General features: G+C 74.9%; 13 protein-coding genes. 5 read left to right on the top strand and 8 right to left on the bottom strand.

What is annotated here, in order from left to right; translation table 11 throughout:
- Positions 1-273: 273 nt before the first annotated feature.
- On the top strand, positions 274-1,245 hold the full coding sequence (locus ACFYXV_RS08545) for an SGNH/GDSL hydrolase family protein (RefSeq protein WP_385463273.1): 972 nt from the start codon (positions 274-276) through the stop codon (positions 1,243-1,245).
- Positions 1,246-1,321: 76 nt separating this feature from the next.
- Here the strand turns inward: ACFYXV_RS08545 and ACFYXV_RS08540 are convergent, their stop codons facing one another.
- Together ACFYXV_RS08540 and ACFYXV_RS08535 are read right to left on the bottom strand one after the other, a co-directional pair.
- Positions 1,322-3,289, bottom strand: a complete 1,968-nt coding sequence (locus ACFYXV_RS08540) for a DUF5107 domain-containing protein (protein WP_389382380.1) — start codon at positions 3,287-3,289, stop codon at positions 1,322-1,324.
- An 89-nt stretch (positions 3,290-3,378) separates the two neighbouring features.
- Positions 3,379-3,936: a GNAT family N-acetyltransferase gene (locus ACFYXV_RS08535; protein ID WP_385463266.1), complete on the bottom strand. Its 558-nt coding sequence runs from the start codon at positions 3,934-3,936 to the stop codon at positions 3,379-3,381.
- 135 nt (positions 3,937-4,071) lie between these two features.
- On the opposite strand from ACFYXV_RS08535, the gene ACFYXV_RS08530 reads away from it, so the two are divergent.
- Positions 4,072-4,302, top strand: a complete 231-nt coding sequence (locus ACFYXV_RS08530; protein ID WP_385463263.1) for a hypothetical protein — start codon at positions 4,072-4,074, stop codon at positions 4,300-4,302.
- A gap of 5 nt (positions 4,303-4,307) precedes the next feature.
- On the opposite strand, the gene ACFYXV_RS08525 is transcribed toward ACFYXV_RS08530, so the two are convergent.
- From ACFYXV_RS08525 to ACFYXV_RS08505, 5 genes are all read right to left on the bottom strand, one after another.
- Entirely contained in the window at positions 4,308-6,314 is a 2,007-nt protein-coding gene (locus ACFYXV_RS08525) for a prolyl oligopeptidase family serine peptidase (protein ID WP_389382379.1), read from the bottom strand.
- Positions 6,315-6,355: 41 nt separating this feature from the next.
- Positions 6,356-7,714, bottom strand: coding sequence for a M20/M25/M40 family metallo-hydrolase (locus ACFYXV_RS08520; RefSeq protein ID WP_389382476.1), 1,359 nt, complete (start codon positions 7,712-7,714; stop codon positions 6,356-6,358).
- Position 7,715: 1 nt separating this feature from the next.
- Positions 7,716-8,549 carry a M55 family metallopeptidase gene (locus ACFYXV_RS08515; protein WP_389382378.1) on the bottom strand — a complete coding sequence of 278 codons (834 nt, stop codon included), beginning with the start codon at positions 8,547-8,549 and terminating at the stop codon, positions 7,716-7,718.
- A 249-nt stretch (positions 8,550-8,798) separates the two neighbouring features.
- Positions 8,799-9,242 (bottom strand): SRPBCC family protein, encoded by a 444-nt coding sequence (locus ACFYXV_RS08510; protein WP_366104841.1) that lies wholly within the window; start codon positions 9,240-9,242, stop codon positions 8,799-8,801.
- Positions 9,243-9,398: 156 nt separating this feature from the next.
- Positions 9,399-10,226: a methyltransferase domain-containing protein gene (locus ACFYXV_RS08505; RefSeq protein WP_385463253.1), complete on the bottom strand. Its 828-nt coding sequence runs from the start codon at positions 10,224-10,226 to the stop codon at positions 9,399-9,401.
- Positions 10,227-10,420: 194 nt separating this feature from the next.
- Between ACFYXV_RS08505 and ACFYXV_RS08500 the strand changes: the two genes are divergently transcribed.
- From ACFYXV_RS08500 to ACFYXV_RS08490, 3 genes are all read left to right on the top strand, one after another.
- On the top strand, positions 10,421-11,032 hold the full coding sequence (locus ACFYXV_RS08500) for a TIGR03086 family metal-binding protein (protein WP_389382377.1): 612 nt from the start codon (positions 10,421-10,423) through the stop codon (positions 11,030-11,032).
- Between the two features lie 200 nt (positions 11,033-11,232).
- Positions 11,233-12,450, top strand: coding sequence for an aminotransferase class I/II-fold pyridoxal phosphate-dependent enzyme (locus ACFYXV_RS08495; protein WP_389382376.1), 1,218 nt, complete (start codon positions 11,233-11,235; stop codon positions 12,448-12,450).
- Between the two features lie 44 nt (positions 12,451-12,494).
- Positions 12,495-13,634 carry an MBL fold metallo-hydrolase gene (locus ACFYXV_RS08490; RefSeq protein WP_389382375.1) on the top strand — a complete coding sequence of 380 codons (1,140 nt, stop codon included), beginning with the start codon at positions 12,495-12,497 and terminating at the stop codon, positions 13,632-13,634.
- A gap of 15 nt (positions 13,635-13,649) precedes the next feature.
- Here ACFYXV_RS08490 and ACFYXV_RS08485 read toward each other — a convergent pair whose 3' ends face one another.
- Positions 13,650-14,597 (bottom strand): NAD-dependent epimerase/dehydratase family protein, encoded by a 948-nt coding sequence (locus ACFYXV_RS08485; RefSeq protein WP_385463241.1) that lies wholly within the window; start codon positions 14,595-14,597, stop codon positions 13,650-13,652.
- Positions 14,598-14,607: the final 10 nt, after the last annotated feature.

Below are 14,607 nucleotides of genomic sequence, written 5' to 3'. Positions count from 1 at the left end.
TAGGACAGCCGCACGTGCGGTGAGGGTGGCGGGAGCCTCGGGAGGCCCGACCGCACCCGCCTCACGGCCCCCATGCCGCGCGGAATCCGTCACCGGCGAAAAATCTTGGACGGCGAGGCGGACATTTCCGTTCAGAACGCGCGCCCAACGCAGCGCGAGGCCCGTGGAACCCCTCGTGCGTGACTGTCCGTATTCGATCTAGTGCGTGGAGTGACGAATTCCGTATGGTCGTAGCGCTGGCAACGCTGACAACGCCCCATCTCTGGAGGATTCGTGGCGAGCTTCCGCATTCGTCTGGCCCTGCTCGGTTCGGCCACCGCTCTCACCGCGGGAGCCCTGGTCCCCGTACAACTCGCCGGGGCGCAACCCGCCGCCGCGGCCTCCTACGACTGGGTCGCCCTGGGTGACTCGTACACCGCCGGGGTCATCCCGGCCGCCGGCGAGGTCTTCGAGTACCCCCGCGACGGCTGCGAGCGCACCGACCAGTCGTACCCGCAGGTCATCGACCGGGACCTGGGCTCGCTGATCGAGCTGACCAACGTCAGCTGCGGCGCCGCCACGATCCAGGACGTCACCTTCAGGGCCCAGGAGCCGATCGGGCGGCACCTGCCGCCCTTCTCCGAGGACCCGGACTACCCCTTCCCCCCGGTTCCTCCCCAGTCCGAAGCGGTCGGGCCCGGCACCGACGTGATCACCGTCGGCGCGGGCGGCAACAGCCTCGGCTTCGCCGGCATCCTGACGCAGTGCCTGCTCCTGGGCTCGGGCAGCGGAGGCGTGGGCACTCCGTGCAAGGAGGAACTGGCCGCGGGCATCCCCGCCCGGCTGGCCAAGGTGGGCGAGGAGTACGGCGAGATGCTCGCCGCACTCCACCGGAGGGCCCCGCACGCGAAGATCCTCGCCGTCGGCTACCCCACGGTCATCCCCGAGTCCACCTCCAAGTGCGGCTACAACGACCCGCAGCAGTTCCTCTCGATCACCGGGGGCGACCTGGACTGGCTGCGCCGGGACGTCCTCGAACCCCTCAACAAGGTCATCGAGAAGTCGGCCGGCGCACACGGCTCCACCACGTACGTCGACCTCTACGACTCCACCCGCGACCACAGCGTCTGTGACGCCGGCAAGTGGGTCGAGGGGGTCCTCGACCACGAGGGCCGCCCGGCCGTCGTGCACCCCAACGCCAGGGGCCACCGCAACGCCGCCGACCACGTCGCCTCGGCCATCCTGGACGCCATCGCGCCGCGCTGACGAACGACGCCCGCCCCGCCCACGGTCCCCCAGGGGCCGTGGGCCCAGGGGTGTCCGCGGACTTCGCGGACACCCCCTACGTCGGCGGGCGCATGCGGAAGTCGTACGTCGCGGGGAGCGGCCGGTGCGTTATCCGGGACCAGACCTCCGACAGGATCTCGTCGCCCTCGCGGAGGTCCGCCAGCTCGAAGCCGTCCTCGAACACGCGGCGGGCCGCGCCCGCGTGCCCCTCCGCCGCCAGCAGCCGCGCGGCCAGCAGCCGGAACCGGCCCTCCTCGCGCAGCGCCGGGCGCAGCCGGTCCCACACCGCCCGAGCCGCCGGCAGCCGGCCCGACGCCAGCAGCGTGGTCATCGCCTCCCGCCCCAGCGCCGACTCCGCCGCCGTCCACGGCTCACCGCCCCGGCTCTCCTCGGCGAGGTCCTCGAAGGCCTCGGCGTACCGCTGCGCCGCCCGCGCCGCGTCGCCGACCAGGGCGTCCGCCACCGCCAGGCAGCGCAGCAGCGGCCACCGCGAGGGCGCCAGCGCCAGCCCGCGCTCCCAGCTGCGCACCGCCTGCGCCACATCGCTCGCGTGCCACTGGGCCACGCCCAGGTGGTACTCGGTCAGCGGATCCGCCGGGGCCGTCTCCAGCATGTCCCGCCAGTGCGGGGCGACCAGGCTGGGACCCGGCGGCGCCACCCGCCGCGGCGCCGGGAAGACCCCGGTGCGCCACAGCTCCAGCCAGGGCGCCTGGGCCTCGCCGAGCCCCGCCTCCTCGAACGGGGTGCCGGGCAGCTCGAACCCGCCGCACAGCACCTCCAGGGCGCCCCAGCCCGAGCCCGCCGCCAGCCGCTCCCCGGGCTCCGTGTCGGCGCATCCGCGCCACGCCCCGTACGCCTCCTCGACCCGCTCCCGGGGCAGGGCGGCCGCCAGGGCCGCCTCGGCGGCGGAGCGGGCCGCCGCCCAGTCGGGGCCGTGCACCGGCCCCGGGTCCGCGGCCAGCGGTCCGTACGCCTCCAGCCAGCTGAACTCCGCTCCGGCCTCCAGCCGTACGTGCTCCAGCTGGGTCCGGGCGAGCCCGGCCTGGATCTCCGCGTAGCCCCCGGTCCCGGGCTCGGTCAGCCACTCCTGCCAGCGACGGCCGCCCTCCCCGGAGCCCCACACGAACAGCTTGCGCCCGCGCAGCCGGGCCGTGGAGGTCTGGACGAGACCGCGCCCCTCCGCGTCGAGCGAGGCGATCCACGGCCGGGAGCCGTCCCGAACCTCGTAGAAGAAATCGGCCGGGTACTCGCTGCGCAGCGGGTACGTACGGTCCCGGTCCTCCCACCGCGGCACGGGGATCCGGCGCAGGGAGCGCTCGTACCCGAAGTGCCAGGCCTCGTCGGCGGGGGCGAGCACCCGCGTGCCGGGGTCCTCCGGGACCGCGATGTTGGACCACCAGTACACGGGGGCCGGCCGCTCGTGGGGGTTGCGGACGCGGACGCCGACGTACAGGAACTCGGAGTCCTGCGGCAGCCACAGGTCCACCTGGAACGGCAGGTCGCGCAGCCGCTCCCACTCCCAGAGCCGGACCATCACGCCCCCGTCGGGCGCCGGGACGAGCGCGGCGTGCAACGGGGAGCAGGAGAGGGTGGTGTGGCCGGTGGCACCGATGTTCCACTCGATGCCGCCCGAGAACCAGGCGCCGTTGAGGGCGAAGTTGGCGGGCTGGAACACCGGGTTGCGGTAGAGGAGTTCCCGGCCGGTGGGCACGTGCACGAGGGAGTGGACGCGGCCGCCGAGCCCGGGCAGCACCGTGACCCGCAGGTGCGCGTTCTCGAGGACGATCGCCTCGAACTCGCCTTCCCGCCTGCGCCGCCGGTACCCGTCCTTCAGCCGTACGGGCAGCAGCGAGCGCAGCGGCTCGTAGCCGATCTGGCGGGCCATGTCGCGCGGCAGCCCCTCGCGCGCGCGTTCGTCGAGCGTGTGCGCGTCGTCGGGCGCGCGCAGGACGGGCAGCGGGTTCTCGGGGCCCAACGGGGCTGCGGGCAGGTTCAGTACGGCGCGGCGGACGGTGGTGGCCATGCAGGAAATGGAACACTCCGGGGCGGCCGGTGCACAGGGGTTCCGCGGATCATCACCGGTCAGGATTGCGCAAAGCCCTGGCCGGAGCGCTACGCGCCGGACATCTCGGCGGTCATCGCCCAGCGTTCGTGGTCGCGCCAGGCCCCGTCGACGAAGAGGAAGTCCGGCGAGAACCCCTCCCGCCGGAACCCGGCCCCGCGGACCAGCGCGAGGGAGGCCGCGTTGCCCGGCTGGATGTTGGCCTCCAGCCGGTGCAGCCCCAGGCCGCCCTCGTCCTCGGCGGCGAAGGCCTGCGCCACGACGAGCCCCAGTGCCTCCCGGAACAGGCCCCGCCCGGCGGAGTGCGCGAAGGCGCCGTAGCCGAGCGCACCGCAGTCGAAGGCGCCGCGGACGATGTTGTTGATGTTGACGAAGCCGGCGATGGCCCCGGTGCCGCGCTCGCAGACCAGGAAGCCCGCCCGCCCGTCGCCCCCGATCAGCGGGGTCGCGTACGCCTCGTACTCCTCGATCGTCGACGGCGGGCTCAGCCAGGGGCGGTGGAGATGCCGGCTCTCGTGCACCCGTGCGGTGAACTCGGGCCCGTCGGCGAGCCGGAAGGGCCGCAGCCCGACGCGCTCCCCCTCGCGGAGGTACGTGAAGGATGACATCCGCCCAGGCTATGAGGCGGGGCGGCGCCCCGGGCGCCACCTGCGCAGGGCCGCGCTGCTAAAATTGGGTGATTCTGCCCAAAAGGGGCTTCGGTCCGTGTCGGGCCGCCGCCCACACCGGGTTGGGGTGAGTGCATGAGGACCTCCCGGGCACGCCGGACCACGGCCCTGCTGGCCCCCTGCGCCGCCCTCGTGATCGCGGCGGGCGGCTTCGGCCCGGCCGCCGCCGCCCGGGCGCGCAGCGACCCGTCGCCCACACCCGTCCCCGCGGCGACGATGACGGCCCCCGCACCCACCCGCATCCCGTCGCCGCTGAAACCGATGAAGCCGGCCTCTCGGCAGGCCCCGGCCGTCTCCGCCCGCTGAGGCGCCTACCGGTCCGCCGCCGGGCCCGGCTCCAGTGCCAGCCGCGGGACGTCCGTCCGCTCGATGCCGAACACCTGGGCGTACAGGGAGAGTTCCGCCTCCAGTGCGCGCACCATGGTCTCCGCCCGCCGGAACCCGTGCCCCTCGCCCTCGAAGGCGACGTACGCGTGCGGCACCGGCCGCCCGCGCAGCGCGGCCAGGAACCGCTCCGCCTGGGCGGGCGGGCAGACCGGGTCCTCCAGGCCCTGGAGGAGGACGAAGGGCGCGGTGATCCGCCCGGCGCGGGCCAGCGGCGAGCGCTCCCGGCACCGTACGGCGAGGGTCTGCGGGGGGCCGGCCAGCCCGTCGATGTAGCGGGACTCCAGGTCATGGGTCTCCTCGGCGAAGCCCAGCAGGTCCAGCACGGGGTAGATGACCGTCCCGCACGCGTACAGGTCGGTGGCGGCCAGCGAGGCCGCCGCCGTCCAGCCGCCCGCGCTGCCGCCGCGGATGGCGAGCCGCGCCGGGTCCGCCGTGCCCTCGGCGGCCAGCGCCCGGGCCACCGCCGCGCAGTCCTCCACGTCCACGACGCCCCACTGCTCGCGCAGCCGTTCCCGGTAGGCGCGCCCGTAGCCGCTGGAACCGCCGTAGTTCACCTCGGCGACGCCGATGCCCCGCGAGGTGAAGTACGCGATGTGCAGGTCGAGTACGGGCGGCACGTGGTCCGTGGGACCGCCGTGCGCCCAGACCACGTACGGGGGGAGTTCGTCGGCGGGGGCCCGGCGCGCCGGGTGGTGCGGCGGGTAGATGTGGGCGTGGATCTCCCGGCCGCCCGGGCCGGAGAAGGTCCGGCTCTGCGGTTCCGGGTAGTACGAGGGGTCCACCGGGTCCACCCCGGCCGCGCCGACCACCCGGGCGTGCCCGGACTCGACGTCGAGCTCGACCACCTCGTAGGCGCTGCGCGGGCTGGCCGCGACCCCGTACACATGGCTGCCGTGCGCGGCGAGCGTCGGCTGCCAGGCCGTCCACGGCCCGGCGGCGTCCACCAGGTCGCCGCTCTCCGGGTCGAGGACGCCGAGCACGGAGGAGCCCTGGCCGTGCAGGACGGCGACGAGCCCGCCGGGCAGCGGGGCCAGCCAGCTCAGCCCGGGCTTCCACAGGGGGCCGCCGAACTCCTCCTCGCGCGGGCACAGGTCCACGGCCTCGCCGGTCTCCGGGTCCACCCGGTACGGGTTCCACCAGCCGCTGCGGTCGCTGACGGCGAGGAGGGCCCCGCCGGTGCTCCACTCCACCTGGGCGACGGACTCCTCGGGGCCGCCGAGTACGGTGCGGGCCCCGGTCAGCGTCCCGTCGGGCCCGACCTCGGCGAGCCGCACCTCGGTGCCGTCCCAGGGCATCCGGGGGTGGTCCCACACCAGCCAGGCCGCCCGCAGCCCGTCGGGGGAGAGCCGGGGCCCGGTGGTGAACCGGTGCCGGTCATCGGTCAGTTCGCGTACGAGGGCGCGGTCCTCGGCGGCCGAGCCGTCCAGTGGTACGGCGGCCAGCACCCGGCGCACGTCGGTCGGTGCCGGGCCGGTGAACTCCTCCAGCACGCACCAGACTTCGCCGTCCCGCAGGACGGGGTCGGCCCAGCGCAGTCCGCCGCCGACCGTGGAGACGGGGGTGAGGGGCCGCGGGACGCGGTCCGCGCCGGACGCATCGGGCTCGTACGCGTACATCCGCTGGTCGGCGAAGTGGACGAACACCAACAGGGGTCCGTCCGAGGGCCGTTCGGCACCCGCCCAGGGCCGGCCGCCGTACTCGGTGACCCGGCTGCGGACGTTCCACGGGGCCGGCAGCACCGAGGCCTCGGAGCCGCCGTCGGCGGGCCGGCGCACCAGGGTGCGCCGGCCGCCCTCGGCCGGGCGGGGTTCGGTCCACCACACTTCGGGGCCGACGGTGCCCACGTACTCGGGCCGCCCGTCGAGCGAGGCGGCGAGGGCCGCGTCGATGGGCGAGGGCCAGCTGCCGTAGGGCCCGGTCGGCACCGCCATCACCGGCTCACCATCACAGAATCACCATCACGGGGTCACCATCACAGGGTCCGCAGGGCGTGGTCGAGGACGCGTACGCCGAAGTGCAGGGCGTCGACGGGGACCCGCTCGTCCACGCCGTGGAAGAGGGACCAGTAGTCGAAGCCGGGCGGCAGCTTCAGCGGGGAGAAGCCGTATCCGGTGATCCCGAGCCGGGAGAACTGCTTGGCGTCGGTGCCGCCGGCCATGCAGAACGGCACCACGTGGCCCTCGGGGTCGAAGCGCTCCACCGACTCGCGCAGGATCCCGAACGTCCGCCCGTCCACGGGGGCTTCGAGGGCCATCTCGCGGTGGTGGAACTCCCAGGTGACGTCGGGGCCGGTGAGCTCGTCGAGGGTGGCGATGAACTCGGCCTCGGTGCCGGGCAGCATCCGGCCGTCCACGTACGCGGTGGCCGTGCCCGGGATGACGTTGAGCTTGTAACCGGCGCTGAGCATGGTCGGGTTGGCGCTGTTGCGCACGGTCGCCTCGACGAGGAGGCCGGCCGGTCCCAGCTTGCCGAGGACGGCGTCGAGGTCGAAGCCGCGGGCGGCGGGGTCGAGCGACAGGCCCTGGAGAGCGGCGAGCCGGGTGATGCAGGCGGCGACCGTGCCGGTGAGCCGGACGGGCCAGCGGTACTCGCCGATCCGGGCCACGGCGCCGGCGAGCCGGCTGACGGCATTGGCCCGGTTGGGCTTGGAGCCGTGCCCGGTGGTGCCGTGGGCCGTCAACTTGAGCCAGGCGGTGCCACGTTCACCGGCGGCGATCGGGTAGAGGGCCTGGCCTGGGCCGTTGTGCACGGTGAAGGCCCCGGACTCGCTCAGGCCCTCCGTGCAGCCCTCGAAGAGGTGCGCGTGCCGGTCGGCGAGGAATCCCGCGCCGTCGACGGCGCTGTCCTCCTCGTCGGCGGTGTAGGCGATCACGATGTCCCGGCGGGGCCTGACCCCGGCCCGCGCCCAGGCCCGTACGACGGCCAGCACCATCGCGTCCATGTTCTTCATGTCGACGGCGCCGCGGCCCCAGACCACCCCGTCGCGGATCTCCCCGGAGAAGGGGTCCACGCTCCAGTCGGCGGCCTCGGCGGGCACCACGTCGAGGTGGCCGTGGACGAGGAGCGCCTCGGCGCCCGGGTCGGTGCCCTCGATCCGCGCCACCACGTTGGTGCGGCCGGGCGTGCGCTCCAGCAGGACCGGCTCCGCTCCGGCCGCGGCGAGCCGCTCGGCGACGTACTCGGCGGCGGGGCGCTCACGGCAGTCGCCGCCGCCCCGGTTCGTGGTGTCGATGCGGATCAGACCGGACGTGAAGTCGACGGCTTCGTCGAGAGCGATCCGGTCCACGGGGGACTCCCGGTCCGCCGGGGACTCCTCGGTGAGTGCGGGCATGTCAGCCATACTGCTCCTCCACGGCTGCCGAGACGACCGTCGTGACCGCCTTGAAGGTCCGGATCCCCTCGTACATCGTCTCGCTGGTGTACGCGACCCTGCGTTCCCCGAAGCGCTCGGCGCCCGGGACGACGGTGGCGGCCATCGCCAGGTGCACGGCGTCGAATTCCAGCTCCACCGTGTACGGACCGCCGCGCACGGGGTCCCGGCGTACGGCGAGGGCCGTGGCCTCCTTGGCGGCGGTCCGGATGTCGGCGGCGGTACGGGCCGGGGTGCGGCAGACGGCGGCGTAGCGCGAGACGTGGTCCTTGACGGCGACCTTCAGCGCGTCCGGGGCGTAGCCGCCGGCGTCGGCGCAGGTCAGGTCGTCCCCGGTGACGAGGATGACGGGTACCCCGTACTCGGCGACGACGTGGGCGTTGAGCAGGCCCTCGCTCGCGCGGGTCCCGTTCAGCCAGACCCCGGTGATGGAGTTGGCGAGGTAGGTGTGGGCGAGGACGCCCTCGGAGCCGGCGCCGGTGTGATAGCCGACGAAGGCGATGCCGTCGACGTCCCCGTGCTGGACGCCCTCGACCATGGAGAGGGTCTTGTGGCGGCCGGTGAGCATCTCGGTCCGCTCGTCGAGCTGTTCGAGCAGCAGGTTGCGCATGGTCCAGTGGGCCTCGTTGACGAGGACCTCGTCGGCGCCGCCGTCGAAGAAGCCGAGGACGGCCGCGTTCACGTCGGAGGTGAACAGGGGGCGGCAGCGCTCCCACTGGGGGGTGCCGGGCAGGACGTCGGCGGGCCAGGTGACGCCGGTGGCGCCTTCCATGTCGGCGGAGACGAGGATCTTCATCGGGCCCCCCGGGCGGTCGGCTGCGCACGGCGCGTCGGCGCGGGGCGGCCGAGGCGGACGACGGCGTCCGCGCGGGCTTCCACGCCGGTTCCGCGCAGGGGTCCAGCCTAGCCGCCGGGGCCCGCCGCGGCCCGGGGCCACGCCCGGGCCGGGGGCTCACATCGGCGGGGAAGTCCACCCGATCCGGTGAACCGCCCGGGGGCGGCGGCAGTGCCCGGCCGTACGCCGACCGCTCGGCAACGGCCTTGCTCAGCCCTCGACTTCGGTGGCCAGGTTGGCCAGCAGCGTGTCGTAGATCCGGCCGAGGCCCTTGGGGGCGAAGGTGCGCTCGAAGAACCCGCCGATGCCGCCGGCACCGTTCCAGACGGTGGTGACCACGGCCTTGGACTTGCCCTCGCCGGCCGGGGTGACGACCCAGGTGGTGACCATGGTGGAGTTGCGGTCCTTCTCCACGAGCTGGCCGTCGGTCGGCTCGGTGACCTCCAGCAGGCAGTCGCGTACGCGCTTGCTGGTGGCCTGGAGCTTCCAGTGGACGAGGGTGCCCTCGCCGTCGCCGCCCTCGCGCACCTCGTACTCGCTGAAGTGCTCGGGCAGCAGCTTCCCCCGGGTTCCGGTGTAGTCCGCCAGCGCGTCGAACACGGTCTCCGCGTCAGCCGCGATGATCCGCTCCGTGGTGGCTTCGACCTGCGCCATAGCTGTTCCTCCAGCAGTTGTGTCCGCTCTTCGCGGCAAGCCAACCACCTCCGGGGCACGGGCCCAAATCCGGGTCGCGGCGAACCCTTCCCGACCGGTCCCGACCATTCCTCCCGCCCGTTCCCGGCGGCCCCGTCGGCGACCGGGAACGGGGCGTCAGGCCCGGGCCAGGATTTCGCCGTTCAGGACCGAGAACCAGGCGTCCGGGGCGGCGGCCCAGCGGTGCCAGGCCCCGCCGATGGCGGTCAGGTCCTCCGGGGAGGCGTGGCCGGAGGCCGTCGCGAGGGAGGCGTACGCCGAGGCGGTCGTGCGGTCCGCCCACAGGGAGGACCACCAGGCGGTCTCCTCCCGGGTGGCGTAGCACCAGGCCGTCGCCGACGGGGCCACCTCCGTGAACCCCGCCTCCCTCGCCCAGGACAGCAGGCGGCGCCCGGCGTCCGGTTCGCCGCCGTTCGCGCGGGCCACCCGGCGGTAGAGGCCCAGCCACTCGTCCAGGCCAGGCTCCGCCGGGTACCAGGTCATCGCCGCGTAGTCGGCGTCGCGGGCGGCCACGATCCCGCCCGGCCGGCACACCCGGCGCATCTCCCGCAGGGCCCGTACGGGGTCGCCGACGTGCTGGAGCACCTGGTGGGCGTGGACCACGTCGAAGGAGTCGTCCGGGAAGTCCAGCGCGTGGACGTCGGCCGTGGCGAAGGTGACCGCGTCGGCCAGGCCGCGCTCCCGCGCGTACCGCGCGGCCTGTTCCAGGACGTCCCCCGCGGCGTCGACCGCCGTCACCCGGCCGCCCGGCGCGACCAGTTCCGCCAGGTCCGCCGTGATCGTGCCCGGACCGCAGCCCACGTCCAGGACCGCCATCCCCGGCCGCAGCTCGCCGATCAGGTACGCCGCCGAATTCGCGGCGGTGCGCCAGCGGTGCGAACGCAGTACGGATTCGTGGTGCCCGTGGGTGTAGACGGCCGTTTCCCTGTTCTCCTCGGCGCTCATGAGCCGACTCCTCCTCGTCGTCGAAGCGTTGTGATCACCGTAGGGGATTCGTTCGATGGATGAGATATGTGTTTTGACATGTGGACAGAGTCCTTGTGTCGCACGTCATCCGGACAGGTCGGTGGCAGGGGGAGGGGTGTGCGAGGACAGTGGGCCGCAGAGAGGTGGCCCCCTGGCGGAGGACGGTGAGAGCCATGCCGGACACGAGGGACGGGGATGCGTTCGCGGCCGCGGCCGCGAACGGGCTGCTCGAACGGCACGCCGAGGCCGTACGGCTCTTCGGCGAACGGGTGCGCGCCGTCGGGGACGGCCGGTGGGACGCCCCGACCCCCTGCACCGAATGGACCGTCCGCGACCTGGTCAACCACGTCACGGGCGAGCAGCTCTGGATCCCGCCGATGGTCACCGAGGGGCGCACCATCGAGGAGGTCGGCGACGCGTTCTCCGGAGACGTCCTCGGCGAGGACCCCGTGGGTGCCTGGGAGCGGGCCTCGGGTGCCGCACACGCCGCGTTCGCCGCGCCCGGGGCGCTGGACCGTACGGTCAGGCTCTCGTACGGGCCCGCGCTGGGGCGGGCGTACTGCGCCGAGCTGACCGCCGACTGCGTCGTGCACGCCTGGGACCTCTCGCGGGGCATCGGAGCCGACGACCGGCTCCCGGACGGCCTCGTCGAGTTCGCCCTCAAAGAGGTCATGCCCTACGCCGACGGGCTCGCGGCCAGCGGTCTGTTCGCCGCGCCGCTGGAGGTGCCGGCCGGAGCGAACGCCCAGACCCGGCTGCTGGCCCTGGTGGGGAGGCAAGGCTAGGCCGTGTCTTTCGGATCACGGCGGGGCCGCGGCGCCCGGGGCCGACCTGATCCGGGAGGCGCGGCCCGGCCCGGCGCCGCCCGTCGGCGGACGACAACAGGCACACCACCGCGAACCGCCGTATAAAGGGCATGTTCGAGGCCGTGGCCGGCCGTCGGCGGACCGACGCGGAACGGGGAAGGCGGGGAAAGGTGCCGGGGATGCAGCGCACCGCGGAGGGCCGCGGTCCGGTCCGCTACGGGCCGCCCGCGCCCGAGCCCGGGCTGCCCGTGCTCCCCGAGCTCACCGCCGTGATCGCCGCGGCCGCCGAACGCTCCGCGCCCGAACCCCCGGGCGGCGGGGAGCCCGTGCGCGAGGCCGCCTGCCGGCACTGGGGGCGGCGCGGGCTGCCCACCGCCCCCGAGAACGTGGCCGCCGGGCCCGGCGCGCCCGCCCTGCTGCTGGCGCTGCTCGGCGCGTACGGGGGCGATGTGATGCTGCCCCGGCCCTGTCCCGCATGGTGGACCCCGCAGGTCCGGCTGCTGGGACGGCGGGCCTACCACGTGGCGACCCCGGCCGAATGCGGGGGCATCCCGGACCCGTACGCCCTGCTGGAGACCGTACGGCGGGTGCGCGCCGAGGGCGGCGATCCGCGCGTGCTGCTGCTGTCGGTCGCCGACGACCCGACGGCCACCGTGCCCCCGCCCGAAATGCTGCGCGAGGCCTGCGAGGCCGCCGGGGACGCGGGGCTGTTCGTCGTCAGCGACGAGAGCTGGCGTGACACCGTCCACCGGCCGCACGACACCCTCGTCCTGAGCCCCGCCGAGATGCTGCCCGACCAGGCCGCCGTACTCCTCGACCTGTCCGGGGCGCTGCTGCCCGCCGGGTGGCCCGCGGCCGTGGTCCGCTTCCCCGGCACCCCGCGCGGCACCTGGCTGCGGGCCCGCACCCTCGACATCCTCACCGCGACCGGGGCCATGGTCGCGGGCCCGGTCGCCGGGGCCGCCGCGTACGCGCTCGACGAACCCGACGCCGTCGCCGGACGCGCCTACGCCGCGGCGGCGCTGCACGGGGTGGTCGCCGCGGCGGCCCACCGGGAGCTGCTGGCCGCCGGCGCGTTCGCCCGGCCGCCGCAGGCAGGCCGCCACCTCTACGCCGACCTGACCCCGCTGCGCGCCGGGCTGGCCCGGCAGGGGGTCCGCGACGCGATGGAACTGGAGGACTACCTGGGCGGGCGGCTCGGCGCGCCCGCTCCCGGCGGGCAGCGCTTCGCCGACGAGCTGGGCGCGCTGCGGGTCCGCCTCTCGACGGGCCCGCTGCTCGGCGCCACCCCGCAGGAGCGGCTCGCCGCGCTCACCGCCCGCGACCCCCTCGGCCTCCCGCACGTACGGCGCTCCCTGGACCTCCTGGGATCGGTCCTGGCCGGACTGACCTCCTGACCTGACCGGAACGAGCCCGCTGTGCGGTGAACGGAGAGCTCCAGATGAGGGACCGGACGGACACCCCCGCGCCCCCGGGCCCCGGGGCCCCCGCCCCGGCGGCCACCGACCCCGCGGCCGCCGCCCCCGCACCCCCGGCCCGCCCGGGCACCGCCGCTCCGCGTCCGGCTCCCACGGGCCCCGGCCGACCGGGTCCCGCCCCGGCGCCCGCCCCCGGGGCACCCCGGCCGCCGGGGGAGGTGCGGAGCTGGCCGCGCTCCTTCGCCGACCGGCTGACCACCCCGCTGCCCGGGGTGCGGGCCTTCGCCCGGCTCGCGCGCGAGGGTGCGTTCCGGCCGGGCCCCGACGGGCTGCGCGGCATCCCCGACCTCCCGTACGACCCCGCCCCGCTGCCCGCGGCCGTCCCGGGGACGCTCTGCGCCACCTGGGCGGGCCACGCCAGCTGGGTACTGCGGATCGGCGGCCTGACCGTACTGACCGACCCGGTCTGGTCGCGGCGCATCCTCGGAACCCCGGCCCGGCTGACCCCGGTCGGCGTGCGCTGGGAGGAACTGCCACCGGTGGACGCCGTGGTGATCAGCCACAACCACTACGACCACCTCGACGCGCCCACCCTCAAGCGGCTGCCCCGGCACACCCCGCTCTTCGTCCCGGCCGGCCTGGCCCGCTGGTGCCGGCGCCGCGGCTTCAGCCGGGTCACCGAGCTCGACTGGTGGGAGTGCGCCGAACTGGACGGCGTACGGTTCGACTTCGTCCCGGCGCACCACTGGTCGAGGCGCTCGGTGCTCGACACGTGCCGGACGCTGTGGGGCGGCTGGGTGCTCAGTGAGACGCGTGCCGCCGGGGCACCGCGGAAGGCGTACTTCGCGGGGGACACCGGGTACGGGCACTGGTTCGGGGAGATCGGCCGGCGCCATCCGGGGATCGACCTGGCGCTGCTGCCGATCGGCGCGTACGCCCCGAGGTGGTGGCTGAGGGACGTCCACACCGATCCGGAGGAGGCCGTGCGGGCCTGCCGGGACGTGGGGGCGAGACGGATGGCGCCGATGCACTGGGGCACCTTCGTCCTGTCGGCGGAGCCGGTGACGGAGCCGCTGGAGCGGGTCCGGGCGGCCTGGGCCCGGGCCGGACTGCCCCGCGAGGACCTCTGGGACCTCCCGATCGGCGGCTCCCGGGCACTGTGACGCCCCGGACCGGGTTCAGCTCCGGTGGCCCGCGCGGAGCCACGCGATGTAGTCGGCCGCGGCCCGCTCGGTGTCGTACGCGGCCCGGTAGCCGGTGTCCTCCCGCAGACGGCCGATGTCGAGGACCAGGTGGTGGGCCGCGCCGCCGTCGGGGAGGTCGATGTCGGCGCCGGGGACCACCTTCCTGATCGCCCCGATCAGCTCGGCGTTGGTGGTGGCCCGGCCGGAACCGATGTTGTACGTACGGTGGTTGAGCCGGTCCGCGAGCTGGAGCAGGGCGATCGCCCGCCCGGTGTCCTTCACGTAGCTCAGGTCGAGCCCGTCCCCGGCGAAGGCCGGCTCCATGAGGTGGGAGAGGTCCGGGGCGGTCCCGCGGGCGGCGGCGTGGACGAGGGCCGGCGCGGCGAAGAAGGGATCGGCGTGGCCGTGGGGGCCCCAGGTGCCGGAGATGCGGTAGTTGACGATGTCGAGGCCGGTGGCGTCGGCGAGGAATCCGCCGAGCATCTCGCCGACCTTCTTGAAGGTGGGGATCGAGACGGGTGCGGTCAGCGACAGCGGGGCGTCCTCGCGGAGGGGTCCGACGAGGTCCGGTACGCCGAAGTAGACGCCGATCGTGCTGGCGACGCCGAGCCGCTTCACACCCCAGTCCTGGGCCGCCCGCACGACGTTCAGCAGTCCGCCGAGCGACTCCCGGGTCGTCTCGACGGCCGTCGCGGGCACGGAAGGCCAGGGGTGGGACCAGGCCAGGTGCACGATGCCGGTGATGTCGTGGCGGTCCCCGATGGCGAGCAGCGCCTCGCGGTCGGCGATGTCCGCCCGCTCCACCGCCACCTTCGCTCCGGCGAGGACGGCGGGGAGCCGCGTGGTGCGGCGCTGGACCACCACGCAGTCCTCGCCCTGGTCGAGCAGGGCCCTGACGGTGTGGGATCCGATGAAGCCGAGGCCTCCGGTGACGAGGATCATTTCCTGTCCT

The organism is Streptomyces sp. NPDC002181, assembly GCF_042890485.1.
GTDB lineage: Bacteria > Actinomycetota > Actinomycetes > Streptomycetales > Streptomycetaceae > Streptomyces.
Note: the sequence above shows the minus strand (reverse complement) of the source record. Positions and strands in the feature narration are given on the sequence as shown.

Coding starts and splice junctions, on each gene's coding strand:
- ACFYXV_RS08525 (WP_389382379.1), bottom strand. CDS start 6,314: ATGGCGGTGCCGACCGGGCCCTACGGCAGCTGGCCCTCGCCCATCGAC.
- ACFYXV_RS08520 (WP_389382476.1), bottom strand. CDS start 7,714: ATGCCCGCACTCACCGAGGAGTCCCCGGCGGACCGGGAGTCCCCCGTG.
- ACFYXV_RS08530 (WP_385463263.1), top strand. CDS start 4,072: ATGAGGACCTCCCGGGCACGCCGGACCACGGCCCTGCTGGCCCCCTGC.
- ACFYXV_RS08510 (WP_366104841.1), bottom strand. CDS start 9,242: ATGGCGCAGGTCGAAGCCACCACGGAGCGGATCATCGCGGCTGACGCG.
- ACFYXV_RS08485 (WP_385463241.1), bottom strand. CDS start 14,597: ATGATCCTCGTCACCGGAGGCCTCGGCTTCATCGGATCCCACACCGTC.
- ACFYXV_RS08490 (WP_389382375.1), top strand. CDS start 12,495: ATGAGGGACCGGACGGACACCCCCGCGCCCCCGGGCCCCGGGGCCCCC.
- ACFYXV_RS08500 (WP_389382377.1), top strand. CDS start 10,421: ATGCCGGACACGAGGGACGGGGATGCGTTCGCGGCCGCGGCCGCGAAC.
- ACFYXV_RS08495 (WP_389382376.1), top strand. CDS start 11,233: ATGCAGCGCACCGCGGAGGGCCGCGGTCCGGTCCGCTACGGGCCGCCC.
- ACFYXV_RS08515 (WP_389382378.1), bottom strand. CDS start 8,549: ATGAAGATCCTCGTCTCCGCCGACATGGAAGGCGCCACCGGCGTCACC.
- ACFYXV_RS08535 (WP_385463266.1), bottom strand. CDS start 3,936: ATGTCATCCTTCACGTACCTCCGCGAGGGGGAGCGCGTCGGGCTGCGG.
- ACFYXV_RS08505 (WP_385463253.1), bottom strand. CDS start 10,226: ATGAGCGCCGAGGAGAACAGGGAAACGGCCGTCTACACCCACGGGCAC.
- ACFYXV_RS08540 (WP_389382380.1), bottom strand. CDS start 3,289: ATGGCCACCACCGTCCGCCGCGCCGTACTGAACCTGCCCGCAGCCCCG.